The sequence below is a fragment of the Sphaerisporangium sp. TRM90804 genome, assembly GCF_029846175.1.
GTDB lineage: Bacteria > Actinomycetota > Actinomycetes > Streptosporangiales > Streptosporangiaceae > Sphaerisporangium.
The window spans coordinates 294,852-310,130 of the sequence record NZ_JARWAC010000010.1 but is presented as its reverse complement, the minus strand read 5'-3'; the positions used below and the strand labels follow the sequence as shown (position 1 = coordinate 310,130).

14 protein-coding genes are annotated in these 15,279 nt (G+C 75.0%); 7 read left to right on the top strand and 7 right to left on the bottom strand.

Features of this window, described 5'->3' with window-relative positions; genetic code table 11:
• Window positions 1-40: 40 nt before the first annotated feature.
• A complete protein-coding gene (locus PYR91_RS14200) occupies window positions 41-706 on the bottom strand; it encodes a response regulator transcription factor (RefSeq protein ID WP_279780225.1) in 666 nt (221 codons plus the stop codon).
• Window positions 703-1,833, bottom strand: a complete 1,131-nt coding sequence (locus PYR91_RS14195) for a histidine kinase (RefSeq protein ID WP_279780224.1) — start codon at window positions 1,831-1,833, stop codon at window positions 703-705. The genes PYR91_RS14200 and PYR91_RS14195 overlap by 4 nt, the downstream gene beginning before the upstream one ends.
• A gap of 354 nt (window positions 1,834-2,187) precedes the next feature.
• On the opposite strand from PYR91_RS14195, the gene PYR91_RS14190 reads away from it, so the two are divergent.
• Window positions 2,188-2,748, top strand: coding sequence for a DUF2269 family protein (locus tag PYR91_RS14190; RefSeq protein WP_279780223.1), 561 nt, complete (start codon window positions 2,188-2,190; stop codon window positions 2,746-2,748).
• Between the two features lie 153 nt (window positions 2,749-2,901).
• On the opposite strand, the gene PYR91_RS14185 is transcribed toward PYR91_RS14190, so the two are convergent.
• On the bottom strand, window positions 2,902-3,489 hold the full coding sequence (locus PYR91_RS14185; RefSeq protein WP_279780377.1) for a disulfide bond formation protein DsbA: 588 nt from the start codon (window positions 3,487-3,489) through the stop codon (window positions 2,902-2,904).
• A 240-nt stretch (window positions 3,490-3,729) separates the two neighbouring features.
• On the opposite strand from PYR91_RS14185, the gene PYR91_RS14180 reads away from it, so the two are divergent.
• Entirely contained in the window at window positions 3,730-4,236 is a 507-nt protein-coding gene (locus PYR91_RS14180) for a helix-turn-helix transcriptional regulator (protein WP_279780222.1), read from the top strand.
• A 39-nt stretch (window positions 4,237-4,275) separates the two neighbouring features.
• Here PYR91_RS14180 and PYR91_RS14175 read toward each other — a convergent pair whose 3' ends face one another.
• Window positions 4,276-5,739: a DUF1996 domain-containing protein gene (locus tag PYR91_RS14175; RefSeq protein WP_279780221.1), complete on the bottom strand. Its 1,464-nt coding sequence runs from the start codon at window positions 5,737-5,739 to the stop codon at window positions 4,276-4,278.
• A 259-nt stretch (window positions 5,740-5,998) separates the two neighbouring features.
• Between PYR91_RS14175 and PYR91_RS14170 the strand changes: the two genes are divergently transcribed.
• Both PYR91_RS14170 and PYR91_RS14165 read left to right on the top strand, forming a co-directional pair.
• The gene (locus tag PYR91_RS14170; protein ID WP_279780376.1) at window positions 5,999-7,900 is read left to right on the top strand and encodes a sigma-70 family RNA polymerase sigma factor; all 1,902 of its coding nucleotides are present in this window, start codon (window positions 5,999-6,001) and stop codon (window positions 7,898-7,900) included.
• An 83-nt stretch (window positions 7,901-7,983) separates the two neighbouring features.
• The gene (locus PYR91_RS14165; protein ID WP_279780220.1) at window positions 7,984-9,048 is read left to right on the top strand and encodes a cobalamin-independent methionine synthase II family protein; all 1,065 of its coding nucleotides are present in this window, start codon (window positions 7,984-7,986) and stop codon (window positions 9,046-9,048) included.
• A gap of 120 nt (window positions 9,049-9,168) precedes the next feature.
• Here PYR91_RS14165 and PYR91_RS14160 read toward each other — a convergent pair whose 3' ends face one another.
• On the bottom strand, window positions 9,169-9,624 hold the full coding sequence (locus tag PYR91_RS14160) for a hypothetical protein (RefSeq protein ID WP_279780219.1): 456 nt from the start codon (window positions 9,622-9,624) through the stop codon (window positions 9,169-9,171).
• 283 nt (window positions 9,625-9,907) lie between these two features.
• Between PYR91_RS14160 and PYR91_RS14155 the strand changes: the two genes are divergently transcribed.
• The gene (locus PYR91_RS14155) at window positions 9,908-11,050 is read left to right on the top strand and encodes a M20/M25/M40 family metallo-hydrolase (RefSeq protein WP_279780218.1); all 1,143 of its coding nucleotides are present in this window, start codon (window positions 9,908-9,910) and stop codon (window positions 11,048-11,050) included.
• Between the two features lie 118 nt (window positions 11,051-11,168).
• Here PYR91_RS14155 and PYR91_RS14150 read toward each other — a convergent pair whose 3' ends face one another.
• Entirely contained in the window at window positions 11,169-11,828 is a 660-nt protein-coding gene (locus PYR91_RS14150) for a response regulator transcription factor (protein WP_279780375.1), read from the bottom strand.
• 320 nt (window positions 11,829-12,148) lie between these two features.
• Window positions 12,149-13,453 carry a histidine kinase gene (locus PYR91_RS14145; RefSeq protein ID WP_279780216.1) on the bottom strand — a complete coding sequence of 435 codons (1,305 nt, stop codon included), beginning with the start codon at window positions 13,451-13,453 and terminating at the stop codon, window positions 12,149-12,151.
• Between the two features lie 176 nt (window positions 13,454-13,629).
• Between PYR91_RS14145 and PYR91_RS14140 the strand changes: the two genes are divergently transcribed.
• The gene (locus PYR91_RS14140; RefSeq protein WP_279780214.1) at window positions 13,630-14,136 is read left to right on the top strand and encodes a DUF1772 domain-containing protein; all 507 of its coding nucleotides are present in this window, start codon (window positions 13,630-13,632) and stop codon (window positions 14,134-14,136) included.
• Window positions 14,137-14,175: 39 nt separating this feature from the next.
• Entirely contained in the window at window positions 14,176-15,198 is a 1,023-nt protein-coding gene (locus PYR91_RS14135; protein ID WP_279780213.1) for a LacI family DNA-binding transcriptional regulator, read from the top strand.
• The last annotated feature ends 81 nt before the right edge of the window (window positions 15,199-15,279 follow it).

The following is a 15,279-nucleotide window of genomic DNA, read 5'->3' as shown; positions in this document are numbered from 1 at the left end:
AACCGTCATGCCCGCAGAACGCGGGTGGCACGCCCGGCGGTCACCAGGCGACCAGCCCCGACTGGTAGGCGAAGACCACGAGCTGCGCCCGGTCGCGCGCCCCCAGCTTGCTGATGGCCCGGCTGACGTGCGTGCGCGCCGTGGCCGGGCTGATCACCAGCCGGGCGGCGATCTCGTCGTTGGCCAGGCCCTCCGCCACCAGGGCCACGATCTCGCGCTCGCGTTCGGTGAGCGCCTCCAGGCGGGGGTGCGGCCGCGGCGTCCGGCTCGGGCGGCCGGCGAACGCGCGGACCACCCGCCTGGTCACCGAGGGGGACAGCAGCGCGTCGCCGCCCGCGACCACGCGCACGGCGCGCAGCAGTTCGGCGGGTTTGGTGTCCTTGATGAGGAAGCCGCTCGCGCCGACGCTCAGCGCCTCGAAGACGTACTCGTCGATCTCGAAGGTGGTGAGCACGATGATCCGGGTGGCTTCCGGGCCGCCGAGCGAGGGGTCGGCGACGATGCGCCGGGTCGCCTCGATGCCGTCGACGCCCGGCATCCGGACGTCCATCAGGATCACGTCCGGGCGCAGCCGCCGGGCCAGCTCCACCGCGCGCAGGCCGTCGGCCGCCTCGCCGACGGTCTCCAGGTCGTCCTCGCTGTCCAGCAGCGCCCGCAGCCCGATGCGCACCAGCTCCTGGTCGTCGGCGAGCAGTACCCGGATCATCGCGGCACCTCGGCCATCGGGAGGCGGGCGTGGACGCGGAAGCCGGCGCCCGGGCGCGGACCGGCCTCGAACCGGCCGCCCAGGGCGGTGACCCGTTCCCGCATGCCCGATATGCCCGACCCGCTTCCGGAGCCGGCGCCGCCCCGGCCCGCGTCGGTGACCTCCACCGTCAGCTCGGAGGCCCCGTAGGCCAGCCGCACGGAGGCGGCGTCGGTGCCGGCGTGGCGCATCACGTTCGTGAGCGACTCCTGCACCACGCGGTACGCCGCCAGGTCCACGGCCGGGGGCAGCTCGCGCGGAGCGCCCTGCGTGGTGACGGCGACCCGCACACCCGCGGCGGCCATGCGGGCGGCCAGGTCGTCCAGGCGCGCGAGGCCGGGGACGGGCCCTCGCCCGCCGGCGTCGGCGCCCTGACGGACCACCGCCAGGGTGGCCCGCAACTCGTCCAGGGCCTCCTTGCTGGTGCGGCTGATCGCCACGAGCGCGGTCTCGGCCTGGCCGGGGCGCCTGGCCAGCAGGTGCAGCGCGATCTCCGCCTGCATGTGGATCGCCGCGAGCCCGTGGCCGACAACGTCGTGCACCTCCTGCGCGACCCGCAGCCGCTCCTGGTAGGTGTGGCGCTCCACCTCCTCGGCGCGGGTGCGTGCCGCCGTCTCGCGCGACAGCAGGACCGTCCTGCCGAGCGCGTACGGGACGATCACCCAGGCCGAACCGGGGACCACGCCCACCAGCGCCTCCGCGCCGGCCGGGCCCGCCATCCGCACGACGATGTGCGCCAGCAGCACCCCCAGCGCCACCGCGCACGCGGCGGTCGCCTCGCGGGCCGGCAGCCGGGAGGCCGCCGTGTACACCGCGATCATCAGCGCCAGGAGGATCGGCCCGTACGGGTAGCTCAGCACCAGGTAGGCGGAGGTGGCCGCCGTCGTGAGCGCCAGCGTCACCAGCGGCCGCGCCCGGCGCGCCGCCAGCGGCAGGGCCGCCGCCACGATCAGCGCGAACCCCGGCGCGCCGATCGCGGACGTCCCCTGCTGCCAGTACCCGATGCGCGGGGTGACCACCACGCCCAGCACGGCCAGCGCCAGCGCCAGCCCCGCGTCGGCGAGCACCGCGCGCGCCCACGGCCGCACCGCCCCCCCGGGGGGCCCGGCCGGGCGCGGGGACGCAGGCGGGCCGGACGGGCCGGGCGCGGGCCCCGGCGAGGAGGGCGCCGGTCGCGGCGGATGCGGAGAGGGCACAGGTGGCGAGGGTGGACGCACCCTTCGATGGTGCCCCCCGGACGCCTTGATCGCCTCCCCCGCGGCCCGGATCACGGCGTACGGCGCGGAGCGTACGCCCCGGCCCTCGCGTACGGCGAGACGCGCACGGGGGTACCGGCGCGCCGGTACGCCGGCCGCCGCCCACGGCCCGACGACCCCGCCGGGCCGCGCGACCAGGATGAACCCAGACAGGTCGCCGCCACGAGCGACGGAAGGAAGGGCCCGATGGTGACGGTACAGAGACCAGGCACGGCACGGCCGGCCACGCCCGGGCGTGCCCGGAGCCGCCCCGGGTGGTTCACCCTGCCCCGGCGCGCCCGCCGCGCCCTGGTGGTGCTGCACGTGGCGGTGTCGGTGGCCTGGCTGGGGGTCTCGCTCGGCCTGCTGACGTTCTCGCTCACCGCCCGGCTGACGGACGACGCCGGCACGGTGGCCGTGGCCTACCGCGCCATGTCGATCCTCGCCGAGACGATCCTGGTGCCGATCGCGCTGACGGCGCTGGTCAGCGGTGTCGTGCTGGCCGCGGCCCGCCCGTGGGGGCTGACGCACCACTACTGGATCCTCGTGAAGCTCGTGCTCACCACCGTCACCGCCGGTTTGACGGTCTTCTCGCTCCGCCCCGCGATCTCCGGCGCCGTCGACGCGCTGGCCACCGGCGGCCCCGGCCCCGAGCTGGTCAACTCCCTCACGGCGGCGCCGATCGTGTCCACGGTGACGTACGCCTCGCTCGTCGCCGTCTCGGTGCTCAAGCCCTGGGGCCGCGTCCGCCGCGTCCGCCGCCGCTGACCGGCGCGCCGGGGCGCGCCCTTGGCGCGCAAGCGGGGGCCCCGGCGCGCCACCGGTCAGCGCGTGCGCCCGGCCCCGCGGGTCAGGGACGGGACGGCGGCCCCGCTCCCCGGCTTCGACCCGGTCTGAGTCGCGCGAGCGGCCCGTCCCGCCTCAGGCCACGTCCTCGGTGGTGGGCTCCTCCGGCGGGACGCCCTTGAGCTCGTGGAAGCCCGGCACTCCCGCCACCAGCAGCGTCCCGTCCCACAGCCGGCCCGCCCGCTCGCCGCGCGGGACGCGCGAGATGACGGGGCCGAAGAACGCGACCCGGCGGCCGTCCGGGTCGTCGGCGGCGATGATCGGGGTGCCGACGTGCGTGCCCACGAGGCCGATCCCCGCCTCGTGGGAGGCGCGCACCGCGTCGTCGTACTCGGCCGACCAGGCGAGCCCGGCCATCTCCGGCGGCAGGCCGGCGTCGGCCAGCGAGCCGGGCAGCACGTCCCAGTCCTCCGGGACACGATCGTGCACCCGGCGGCCGATGGCGGTGTAGAGCCGGAACAGCCCTTCGGGGCCGTACTCGCGCTCCACCGCGACGCAGACGCGCACGGGCCCCCACAGGTACCCCTCCGGGTCGCCCTCGGGATCGTCGTCACGGCCCTCGTTGAGCACCGACAGGCTCATCACGTGCCAGCGCACCCGCACCGGCCGGACCTTCTCCACTTCGAGCATCCACCGGGACGTGATCCAGGTGTACGGGCACATCGGGTCGAACCAGAAGTCGGCCGTGCTCTCCACCGGGCACACCCCTCAGCGGTTCCGCGGTCGCGATCTTCCTAGCGTAACGCCGCAGAACGGCGAAAAAGGGCGGAGAACGGCCGGAAACCGCGACGCGGGCGCCTGTTCTGGCACGGTGAAACGGTTTTACTTCGTCACTCCCGGGACAGGAAAAGGTGGCCGGTCCCGCTCTGGGGCGGCCCTCCGGCGGTTCGTACGGTCAGGGGGATGGCGAGGAGAGTGAGGGTCCGAGGTCACGTGCGCAGACTCGGCAGTGGCAGGCTGGTGGCGGTCAGGGAGCACGTGCGAAACCTGCCCACCCGCACCCTGGTCACGGCGACCGGGATCGCGGCGGTGCTGGCGGTGGTGCTGGTCGCCCTCGCCATCCTGCTCCCCAGCGGCGACGAGAGCACCCCCGCCGCCCCGGCGGCCACGACCGTCCCGGCGACCGATCCGCCGCCCGAGGCGGAGCCGCTCGTCGAGCCGCCCGCCGGCGAGGCGCTGCCCGCCACGCGGGCCGCGCTCACCCGGGCGCTGCGGCAGGCGCGGCTGGCCGCGGGCGTCACCCGCACCGACGCCGCGCGGCGGGCGGGCCTGGCGACGACCAGGATGGCCACGATCGAGGCCGGCCGCGTGACGCCGACGGCCAAGGAGGTCGACGCCCTCTGCGAGGTCTACCGGCTCACCCCGGAGCGGCGCAACGACGTCATGGAGATCCAGTGGACCATCGGGTGACGCCGCTCCGGGGCGGCCGCGCGGCTCAGGCGCGTGGCGTCACGGCTTGCCGTCCGGGCCGCACTTGACGACCGGCCGGATGCAGTCGCGCACCCGCCGCTCCAGCTCGGCGACAGGCCAGGCGTTGAAGAAGTCGCCGTGCATCGTGTACCCGGGCCCGGACGACAGGCGGAACCGGGAGGGGTCGCCGCTCACCGGGTAGCGCAGCACCATGCGCAGCTTGGGCACGGCCACCGGGTGCGTGGACGGGCAGGCGTTGCCCACGGGGTACGACATGTGGCTCTTGTGGTCGGCGGAGTCCAGGTCCTCGCCGTTCCAGCACTGCGGGAAGTCCAGGTAGGTCTCCAGCTTCGTGCCGGACGGGCACTCGACGAAGTTCTTGGACGCGCCCACGTGCCCGGCGTGCAGGCACGACCAGCGCGCGCGGCTGGTGTTGTCGGCCCCGGTGGCCTTGGCGTTGCCGGCGATGTACCGCAGCCCCAGCGGGAACGCCCGCGTCTTCGCCACCACGTCGTCCCGGACGCCCTCGCCCAGGTAGTAGAAGGTGGTGCCGGTCGGCTCGACCGGCTTGTCACCGTCGTACAGGGTCGGCACCCAGTACGACGACAGGTCCACCCTCGGGCTGCACGTGCTGTCGCCCTTCAGCAGGCTCGCCGCGGTGGAGGCGGCGTCGGTCGTGGTGTTGCCGAAGAAGCTGTGCATGTGCGACGCGCCCGGCAGGCCCGGGAACACGATCGGGTCGTCGGGCAGGCGGTGCGTGAACGGGCACTCGGCGACGAACTCCGCCACCCGCACCGCGCCGGGCGGAACCGGGCCCTTGCTCGGGGTGCCGCTGGGCTCGGGATCGGGGTCGGTGGTGCCGCTGGGCTGCGGCTTGGTCGGCGACGCGCTCGGCTGCGGCTTGGTCGGGCTCGCGCTGGGCTGGGGCTTGGTCGGGGACGCGCTGGGCGCCGGCTTGGTCGGCGACGCGCTGGGCGCGGGCCGGCCGTTCCGCTTGCCGTACACCTCGAACTCCCACAGCGAGACGCCCCACCGCGTGGCTCGCTCGGTGGCGTGCAGGCGCACGTACCGGCCGGTGGTTGAGACGTCGAGCTCCTGGAGGCCCTCCTCGCCCTGCGCGGTGCGGACCGTCTTCCACTGGCCGCCGCCGTCGGAGACGCGGATCGTGAAGGCGGACGCGTACGCGTTCTCCCAGTTCAGCACGACCTTGCTGATGGTGCTGGTGACGCCGAGGTCGACCTGGATCCACTGGGGGTCGGCGAACCTGCTCGACCAGCGGGTGCTCTCCTTGCCGTCGACCGCGGCCGAGGGCGCGAGGTCCGCGCGCTCGGACGACGAGGCGGTCACCGGGCGGCCCTGCGACAGCGGCGCCTCGGCGGCGCCGGCGGGGACGGCGCCGTTCACCAGGGAGGCTCCCAGAACGGCTGCGAGGGCGCCCGCCAGCACCACGCGGCGGGCAGCGCTGTGACCTGGCACGACGGCGCGCGGAACAGTCTGACTCATGATCGATGAAGTTCCTTAGTGCGGAGGAGCCGGGATTCGTCACGTCCGGCCGGACGCGTGCGCTCCTGAACAGGAGACCCGCGGGCCGGATCCGGACAACGAAAACCTCGGAAACCGGGCCGCGGATTTCCGTTGTCCGAGGCCGGCGCCGCCGGTCTCCTCTCAGAGAAGGGCTCATCAGACCGCCGATTTCGAGAGAATCGTCCCCGAACGACCCATATGGACGGCGGTGCAGGGCGGCGGAGAGGAGCGGAGCGTGATGTCCGGAACCGGCAGGGAGGGCCCCGACGCGGCGATGGTCACCGCCGCGCGCGACGGCGACCGGCGGGCGCTGGACGCCCTGGTGGCCGACTCCCTCCCGCTCGTCTACAACATCATCGGCCGCGCCCTGAACGGCCACACCGACGTGGACGACGTGGTCCAGGAGACGCTGCTCCGCGTCGTGCGCGCCCTGCCCGGCCTGCGGGACCCGAAGTCCTACCGCTCGTGGCTCGTGGCCATCGCCGTCCGCCAGGTGCGCGACCACGAGCAGGACCGCCGCAGCACGCAGCACCGCAGGGCCGACCTGGACGTCGCCGCCGAGATGCCCGACCCCGCCTCCGACTTCGCCGGAGTCACCATCCTGCGCCTCGGCCTGACCGACCAGCGCCGCGAGGTCGCCGAGGCCACCCGCTGGCTGGACGACGACGACCGCTCGCTGCTGGCGCTGTGGTGGCTGGAGGAGACCGGCGGGCTCGACCGCGCCGACCTCACCAGCGCCCTCGGCCTGTCGGGCCGGCACGCCGCCGTGCGCGTCCAGCGCATGAAGGAGCAGGTGCAGACCGCCCGCACCGTCGTACGGGCGCTCCGCGCCGACTCCGGCTGCTCCGAGCTGCGCACGCTCACGTGGAACTGGGACGGCGCGCCCAGCCCGCTGTGGCGCAAGCGCTTCGCCCGGCACGTCCGCGGCTGCGCCGTCTGCGGCCGCCGCACCGCCGGCATGCTGCCCATCGACCGCCTGCTCGGCGGGCTGCCGCTGCTGCCGGTGCCCGCCGGCTTCGCCCTGCCCGACCTGCCGTCGGTGGGCTCGGCCGCCGCCGAGGGGGTGCGGCAGGTCGTGTCGTCCCTGCCCTTCGGTGGCGGGGCGCACCGGGGAGCCCACGCCCTGCCGCCCCAGCCGCGCGGGCTGCTCACCGCCGTGTCCAGACACCCGGTCGCCGGGTCGCTCGCCGGCGCGGGGGTGGCGGCCATCGTGGTCGCCGTCCTGGTGACCGGCCCCTTCGCCACGCCTCCCGCCCCGGCGCCCGAGCGCACCGCCGGGCCGCTGGCCGCCTCGGCCGCGCCGTCGCCGTCCCCGCCGAGCGCCTCCCCCTCCCCCTCGCCCTCCACGCTCAGGCCGTCACGCACCCCGCGCCCCACCCGCTCGGCCGCGGCACCGGTGGTGACCTCGGCGAAGAAGGGCGTGAGCGCGTGGCGGGCGCCCGGCGCGAGCACGGCGCTCGCCAAGTCGGGCGCGAGCTGGTACTACACCTGGGCCGCGCACCGCGAGGGCATCACCGCGCCCCGGTCGGTGGAGTTCGTCCCGATGATCTGGGGGGCCGACAGCGTCACCTCCCGCAACCTCGCCCAGGCCAGGAGCGCGGGGCCCTACCTGCTCGGCTTCAACGAGCCGGACATGCCCGAGCAGGCCAACATGACGGTGGAGAAGGCGCTCTCGCTGTGGCCGAAGCTCATGTCGGCCGGGCGCGTGCTCGGCAGCCCCGGCGTCGCGTTCGGCGCGGACACCCCCGGCGGCTGGCTCGACCGCTTCATGGCGGGCGCGAAGGAGCGCGGCTACCGCGTCGACTTCGTCGCCCTGCACTGGTACGGCGCCGACTTCCGCACCGGGCCGGCGGTGAACCAGCTCAGGTCCTACATCGAGGCCGTGCACAAGCGCTACCGCAAGCCGATCTGGCTCACCGAGTACGCCCTGATCGACTTCTCGGACGGCACCCGGTACGCCTCCGACGCCCAGCAGGCCGCCTTCGTCACCGCGTCGTCGCGGATGCTGGCGTCCCTGCCGTACGTGCGCCGTTACGCGTGGTTCGGCCTGCCGTCCTCCGGCACCGAGCCGAACAGCGGCCTGTTCCGGGCCGACGGACGTCCCACGCTGACCGGCCGCGCCTTCCAGAAGGCCCGCTGAGCGCCGACGGTACCCGCCGCACACCAGGGGATGGCCACGATCGGATGATTGATCGCACACGGATCGTTATCTAGGCTTTCGGCATGGGCATCCCCACCGAACCTATCGGAAGCATCCCCCGACCCCCCGCTCTGCTCGCTCTGCTCGCCGACCACGCGGCGGGCAAGGCCGGCGCCGACGAGTTGGCCGCGGCGCAGGCCGAGGCGGTCGCCGACACGATCACCCGGCTGGAGGCGACCGGCTCCCCGGTCCTCGTCGACGGGGAGCAGTCGAAACCGAGCTTCGCCACCTATCCGATCGCCGGGCTGGCGGGCCTCGCGCCCGACGGCGCGGTCATCCCGTTCGCCGACGGGCACACCCGGCAGCTCCCGCGCCTCACGAGCGGCCCGTTCCGCTACCAGGTGCACGCCGAGACCTACCTGCGCGCCGCCCGCGAGCACACCGGGGCCCCCGTCAAGCAGGCCGTCATCGCCCCCTCGGCGCTGTCGCTGCTGTACCCGGCGGACGGCATCGACGACTACCCGCGCAAGGCGTTCCTGGACGACCTGGTCGCCGAGGCCGAGGCCGACATCCGCGGCTGCCTGGACGCCGGCGCGCACGTCGTCCAGCTCGACTTCACCGAGGGGCGGCTGTCGCTCAAGCTCGACCCCAGCGGCGGGCTGCTGGACGACTTCATCGCCCTCAACAACCAGGTGCTGGAGCGGTTCAGCGAGCGGGAGCGCGCCCGCATCGGCGTGCACACCTGCCCCGGCGGCGACCAGGACTCCACGCACAGCCTGGACGTCGACTACGCGGCGCTGCTGCCCAAGCTCTTCGGCCTGCGCGCGGGCAACTTCTACATCCAACTCGCCAGCGAGCCCGAGCCCGGCCGGGTGCTCGACGTCATCGGCACCCACCTGCCCGCGGACGCGCGGGTGTTCATCGGCGTCACCGACCCGATCGACCCGCGGGTGGAGACGCCCGAGCAGGTGCGCGACCGCGTGCTGGAGGCCGCCCGCCACATCCCCGCCGAGCGTCTCGGCACCTGTGACGACTGCGGCTTCTCCCCGTTCGCCGACGACACCTCCACCTCCCGCGACACCGCCTTCGCCAAGATCACCTCGCGCGTCCGGGGCACCGCCCTGGCCGCCGAGTCCCTGGGCGTCTGACCCCCACCCCGGCGGCGGGCCCGGCCGGCGGCACGCGACCCGAGACGGATCGTGTGCCCGCCGAGCCGCGGCCCGGCGTCGGCCCGCTGCCGGCTCGGCGCCTGGGCCGGCGCTCCCTGTTCAGTCGGCCCTGCGGGTGGACTCCATGATCCAGTTGGTCTCCCAGGTCTTCTCGCCGTCCACGGAGAACGCCTGCTCCCACCGGGCGGTCGTGGCGGTGATCCCGGACCACACGAAGCGCACCCTGACCGGCGTGCCCTCGTGGGTGTCGTCGCAGTAGAAGAGCCCGACGCCGCCGTGGAACCGGCCGACCACCGCGGGCTCGATGACCGTCGAGCGGCTGCTCGACCAGTACAGCGACCACTCCTCGCGCTCCGGGTCGTACAGCCGCAGCGTCAGGCCCGCGAAGCCGCGCGTGGGGAAGTCGATCTCGTCCATGTTGCCCGCGCCGCCGAAGATGCTCCTGGCGACCGAGACGCCGGGAAACTCATCCCATTCCGTGCACCCGGTGAGCCGCTCGCGAAGCCGGCGGTTCACGACGTCCCAGGTACCGGTGTAGAAGTCGAAATCGTTCATGCCCGCACACTAGGGGCGTACCACTGACATCCCCCGTCAGCGACCTCCACCGTCCCGTCCCGCCTCCACCGTCCCGTCCCGCCTCCACCGTCCCGTCCCGCCTCCGCCGCCCCGGCACGCCTCCGTCCTCCCGGCACGTCTCGACCGCCCGGCGACCGCCGGGCAGGCGGTCGGCTCGGATGACTGGACGAACGGAGCGGCCACGCTTCGGCGGACCGGACGAACACCGCGGCCCCCGCCTGTCATACGGTCGCGGTGAACCACCGATCGGAGGGGTGCCCCGGTGAAGCTCGACGCCATGCTCGAGGACCTGGAGGAGCTCGTCGTCTGCGAGTCGTTCTCCGCCGACCACCCGGCGGTGGCCCGCAGCGCCGCGGTGGTGGCCGGCCAGGGCGCCAGACGGCTCGGCGCCGTCCCCGAGACGATCGTGATCGACGGCGTCACCCATCTGCGCTGGAGCTTCGGCACCCCCCGCGTGCTGCTGCTGGGCCACCACGACACGGTGTGGCCGACCGGAACCCTGCGGGCCCGTCCGTGGTCGCTCGACGGCGGCGTCGCCCGGGGGCCGGGCGTGTTCGACATGAAGGCCGGGCTGGTCCAGATGTTCCACGCGCTGGCGGCCCTGCCGTCGCTCGACGGCGTGTGCGTTCTGGTCACCGGGGACGAGGAGCTGGGGTCGCGGACCTCGCGCGCGCTGGTCGAGACGACGGCACGCGACCTCGCGGCCACGTTCGTGCTGGAGGCGAGCGCCGACGGCGGCGCGCTCAAGACCGCGCGCAAGGGCATCTCGTCCTACGAGCTCGTGGTGCACGGCCGCGCCGCGCACGCCGGCCTGGACCCGGCCAAGGGCGTTAACGCCGGCGTCGAACTGGCCCACCAGGTGCTCGCCGTCACCGCGATCGCCGCCCAGGTCGAGACCGAGCGGCCGGACACCGGCCAGGCACCGCCCACCACCTCGCCCTCGGGGCTGGGGCCGACCACCGTCACGCCGACGGTGCTGTCCGCCGGGACCACGGTGAACACGGTGCCCGCGCTGGCGCGCCTGGCCGTGGACGTCCGGGTGCCCACCCTCACCGCCCAGCGGCGGGTGGACGAGCTGATCCGGGCGCTGTCCCCCCGGCTGGCGGGGGCGCGGCTTGAGGTTCTGGGCGGCCCGAACCGGCCTCCCATGGAGCACGCCTCGTCGGTCGCCCTGTTCGCCCTCGCCCAGCGGGTCGCCGCCGGCCTGGGCCTGGCCCCCCTGTCAGAGGCGGCCGTCGGCGGCGCGTCCGACGGCAACTTCACCGCCGGCGCCGGCTGCCCCACGCTCGACGGGCTTGGCGCCGTCGGCGGCGGCGCCCACGCCGACGGCGAGCACGTGGTCGTGGCCGAGATGCCCGCCCGCGCCGCGCTGTTGGCCGCGCTCGTCCAGGCGGTGCGCGAATGACCGGCCCGCTTCAGGCTCCGCGCGTCGCGAGGCGGATGTGCGGCCGGCTCTCGTCGGACCCGCGGCCGGCGGTCGTGCTTCCCGTCACCGACCGAGCACGGCTCGACGGATCACGGGATCAGGTGGCGCCGGGACGGACCAGGCCGCTCTCGTAGGCGATGACCACGAGCTGGGCGCGGTCGCGGGCGTCGAGCTTGGTGAGCAGCCGGCTGACGTAGGTGCGGGCCGTGGCCGGGCTGATGAACAACGCGGATCCGATCTCCTTGTTCGACCGGCCCGCCGCGATCTGGGCGAGCACCTCGCGTTCGCGCTCGGTCAGCCCCGCGACGCGGCCGGGGTCGAGCCGTCCCGACGCCGCCGCGACGGCGTTCAGGACCCGCCGGGTCACCGCCGGCGACAGCAGCGCGTCGCCCGACGCGACGGTGCGCACGGCGTCGCGCAGCTCGCCGGGCCGCGCGTCCTTCAGCAGGAACCCGGTGGCGCCCGCGCGGATCGCGTCGAACAGGTACTCGTCGGTGTCGAACGTCGTCAGCATGACCACCCGCACCTGGCGCAGCCGCTCGTCGGCGACGATCCGCCTGGTGGCCTCGATGCCGTCGACGCCCGGCATCCGCACGTCCATCAGCACGACGTCGGGCCGCTCGGCCCGGACCAGCGCCACCCCGGTCTCCCCGTCGGCCGCCTCCCCGGCGACGGTGATGTCGGGCGCGCGCTCCAGCAGCGCCCGCATCCCCGCGCGGACGAGGTGCTGGTCGTCCACGAGCACCACCCTGACCACCGTCTCCGGAGCGGTCGGGACCGCCTCGCCGCCCTCCGCCGCCTGGCCCGCGTCCAAGCGGCCGCCTTCCCCCACCGCCTCGCCCGCTCCCACCCGATCGCCGCCGCCCACCGGCTCAGCCCCGCCCACACGATCGCCGCCGCCCAGTTCATCGACGCCGCTCACAGCGCCGCCGCCCGGCGAATCGCCTTGGCCCACCGCCTCACCCGCGCCCACCCGGTCACCGCCGTCCACCGCCTTGACGCCGCTCACGGCGCCGCCGCCCGCAGGATCGCCTTCGCCCCCGCGATCGCCTCCGTGCCGCGCCGAGCGTCCGGCGCTCATCGGGCCGCCCCGCCCTCGCCGGTGAGGGCGCCGTTCGGCCGTGCCGTTCCGGAGCGGCCGGTGACCGCGCCGACCGGCGCCGTCATCGGGGCGTCGCCGTGCATCGCGCTCCTCTGCACCGCGAGCGGCAGCACGACGTCCACCCGGAAGCCGCCGGACGAGCCGTTCCCGGCCCATACGCCGCCCCCGAGCAGCGCCACCCGCTCGGCCATGCCCCGAAGGCCGTACCCGGCTTCCGGGGCGGCGTCGCCTGTGCCGTTCACGCCGCCGCCGGGCCCGTCGTCCCGGTCGACGGCGCCGCCCCGGCCGTCGTCGTTCACGGTGATCCGCAGATCGGCGCCGTACGTGAGAACGACCTCGGCCGTGGTGGCGCCGGCGTGGCGCAGCGTGTTGGTCAGCGCCTCCTGCACGACGCGGTAGGCCGTCGAGTCGACGACGTGCGGCAGCGCCACCGGCTCGCCCAGGACGGTGACCGTGACCGGCAGCCCGCTGCCGCCCATCGTGCGGGCCAGGCGCTCCAGATCGCTCAGCCCGCCGACCGGCGCGAGCGACGGCCGCCCCGCCTCGCCGTGGCGCAGCAGCCCGAGGGTCGCCCGCAGCTCCTTCATCGCGTCGGCGCCGGCCTGCCGGATCACCTCCAGCGCGGCCCCGGCCGCGGGCGGGTCGGCGGGGAGGGCCTCGGCGGCGACCGAGGCCTGCACCGAGATCACCGTGACGGTGTGGGCCAGCACGTCGTGCAGCTCACGCGCGATGCGCATCCGCTCCTCCTCGGTCCTGCGCGCCGCCTCCTGCTCCCGCTCGGCGGCGGCCCGCTCCTCGCGGCGGCGCATCTCGGCGCGCAGCAGCCGGCGGGCGCGGAGGCCGTCCCCGAGCGCGATCATGGCCACCATCAGCGCCACGGCCGACGTCAGCTCCAGCCCGAACAGGAACGAGGGGTCGTCCCCGTCGCGGAACCGGAAGACGCTGGACACCGTGATCATCATTCCGGCCACCCCGGCCGCCCAGCGCACCCGGCCGGCCTCCGCGGCGGAGTACAGGGCTCCGGACAGCGGGATCGCCAGGCCGATCGGGGGGAACCGCGCGGCGTAGTACGCCATCAGCCCCAGGGCCGTGGCCAGCAGCACGAGCACGGGAAACCGCCGGCGGACCGCCATCAGGGCGCCGAAGCACAGCGCGAACAGGTAGGCCCCCGGCGGGGGCGGCGCCCCGCCCCCGATGTCGGCCGCGACCGCCACGGCGGTCACCGTGGTGACGGCCGCTCCGATGCCGGCGTCGACCACTCCGGCGCGCACGCTTCGCATCCCGGCAGTCTACGAACGGCGTCCGGCCCGGCACCGTCGCCTGACGACGTACTTCACGAGAGCGGCGATACGTCCCGAGGCGACCCCGGCTCACGACCACGACCGGAAGACCGGCCCCCGGCCCGCGCCTAACGTCGTCCCCGGCCGCCACCTTCGATCCCCGACGGAGCACCCACATGATCCGCGAGTCCCGCATCACGACGGCGACACTGGTCGTGCTCGTCTGGACCTCGATGATCTCGCTGGGCGGTGTGCTGGCCGAGACCGTCATGCTCTACCCGAACATCTTCCGCGACCCGCCCGCCTCGCTGGCCCAGGCCCGCGAGTTCATCGTCGCCGGCGGGCCGTCCGACTTCTTCCCGCCGCTCGGGCTGAGCATCATCGTCTGCTCCGCGCTGGCCACGCTGCTCACCTGGCGGACGCCGGCGGTGCGCTGGTGGGCCGCCGGGGCCACCGTCGTGTTCATCTGCGCGGAGTTCCTGTTCTCCGCCGCCTTCTTCTGGCCGCGCAACACCGTCATGTTCGTGGACCCGGTCGGCACCCACCCCGCCGCCTACCTCCGCGCCGTCGCGGCGGAGTTCGAGACGGGCCACTGGGTGCGCGTCGCGGGCGGCGCGGCCACCGCCGCCCTGGCCTTCACCGGCCTGCTCCGCTGGCTCCGCGAACGGCCGCCGCGCCGGTAGTTATGCTGACGCCAGGGACACGGCGACCAGGGGGCACAGATGGCGAGGCCCGGGACGCGCGCGACCGTGCGCGACGTCGCGGCGGAGACGGGGCTGTCGATCGCCACCGTCTCGCGGGTCCTGAACGGGCAGGCCAACGTCGCGCCGCACACCCGGGAGCTGGTCCTGCGGGCCGTCGGCCGCCTCGGCGACCAGGCCCCACGCCCGCGCACCGGGGAGGGGCTGGCGCGCGGCGCCGTCTACGTGCGCTGCCCCTACCTGCTGACCGACTATTTCGGGCTCATCGTCTCCTCGGTCGGCGAGACCATCGAGCTGCACGGCGGGCAGATGATCCTCGGCACCGGCGAGTCGGCCCAGCACACGCCCGTGCTCGCCGGCCTTCCCGACCGGCCCGGAATCGCGGGGGCGATCCTGATCCTGCCGCCCGAGCCGGCCGGCGAGCTGGTGCGGCTGCGCGACCGGCAGTTCCCGTTCGTGGTGATCGACCCCAGCACCTCGCCGCCCAAGGACATCGTGGCGGTGTCGGCGGCGCACTTCGCGGGCGCGCGCAAGCTGATGGCGCACGTCGTCGAGCTGGGGCACCGCCGGGTCGGCATCATGGGCGGCCCGCCGGAGTGGCTGCCGAGCGAGGCCCGGCTGGCCGGGTACACCGCGTCGCTGGCCGACGCCGGCGTGCTGCCGTCGGCCGAGCTGCTGCGCAGCGCGCCGGAGCCCAACACCGAGCACGGCTACCGCGCGGCGTGCGAGCTGCTCGACCTGCCCGAGCGGCCGACCGCCCTGGTGGCGTTCAACGACAAGATGGCGGTCGGCGCGCTGTGGGCGGCGGCGGAGCGCGGCCTGAGCGTGCCCGGCGACCTGTCGGTGGCGGGCTTCGACGACATCGACCTCAGCCGGGCGACCCTGCCGATGCTGACCACGGTTCGCCAGCCGCTGCAGGAGATGGGCCGCATGGGCGTCACGCTGCTCATGCGGCTGCTCAGCCGGCACCGCCTGGAGGCGCTGCACGTCTCCCTGGGCACCGAGCTGATCGTCCGCGGCTCCACGGGGCCCGCCCCGCACTGAGCGTTTGTTTCATTTGTTTCAGCCAGCGGCGCAACCGGGCACGACCCGGACGACTGCCGTCATTTTCAGGTCTTGACAATG

What these genes read in the sequence shown, in the direction of transcription:
- PYR91_RS14200 (WP_279780225.1), bottom strand. Translation starts at nt 706, where the DNA reads ATGATCCGGGTACTGCTCGCCGACGACCAGGAGCTGGTGCGCATCGGG.
- PYR91_RS14190 (WP_279780223.1), top strand. Translation starts at nt 2,188, where the DNA reads ATGGTGACGGTACAGAGACCAGGCACGGCACGGCCGGCCACGCCCGGG.
- PYR91_RS14185 (WP_279780377.1), bottom strand. Translation starts at nt 3,489, where the DNA reads ATGTGCCCGTACACCTGGATCACGTCCCGGTGGATGCTCGAAGTGGAG.
- PYR91_RS14180 (WP_279780222.1), top strand. Translation starts at nt 3,730, where the DNA reads ATGGCGAGGAGAGTGAGGGTCCGAGGTCACGTGCGCAGACTCGGCAGT.
- PYR91_RS14175 (WP_279780221.1), bottom strand. Translation starts at nt 5,739, where the DNA reads ATGAGTCAGACTGTTCCGCGCGCCGTCGTGCCAGGTCACAGCGCTGCC.
- PYR91_RS14170 (WP_279780376.1), top strand. Translation starts at nt 5,999, where the DNA reads ATGTCCGGAACCGGCAGGGAGGGCCCCGACGCGGCGATGGTCACCGCC.
- PYR91_RS14165 (WP_279780220.1), top strand. Translation starts at nt 7,984, where the DNA reads ATGGGCATCCCCACCGAACCTATCGGAAGCATCCCCCGACCCCCCGCT.
- PYR91_RS14160 (WP_279780219.1), bottom strand. Translation starts at nt 9,624, where the DNA reads ATGAACGATTTCGACTTCTACACCGGTACCTGGGACGTCGTGAACCGC.
- PYR91_RS14145 (WP_279780216.1), bottom strand. Translation starts at nt 13,453, where the DNA reads ATGCGAAGCGTGCGCGCCGGAGTGGTCGACGCCGGCATCGGAGCGGCC.
- PYR91_RS14140 (WP_279780214.1), top strand. Translation starts at nt 13,630, where the DNA reads ATGATCCGCGAGTCCCGCATCACGACGGCGACACTGGTCGTGCTCGTC.
- PYR91_RS14135 (WP_279780213.1), top strand. Translation starts at nt 14,176, where the DNA reads ATGGCGAGGCCCGGGACGCGCGCGACCGTGCGCGACGTCGCGGCGGAG.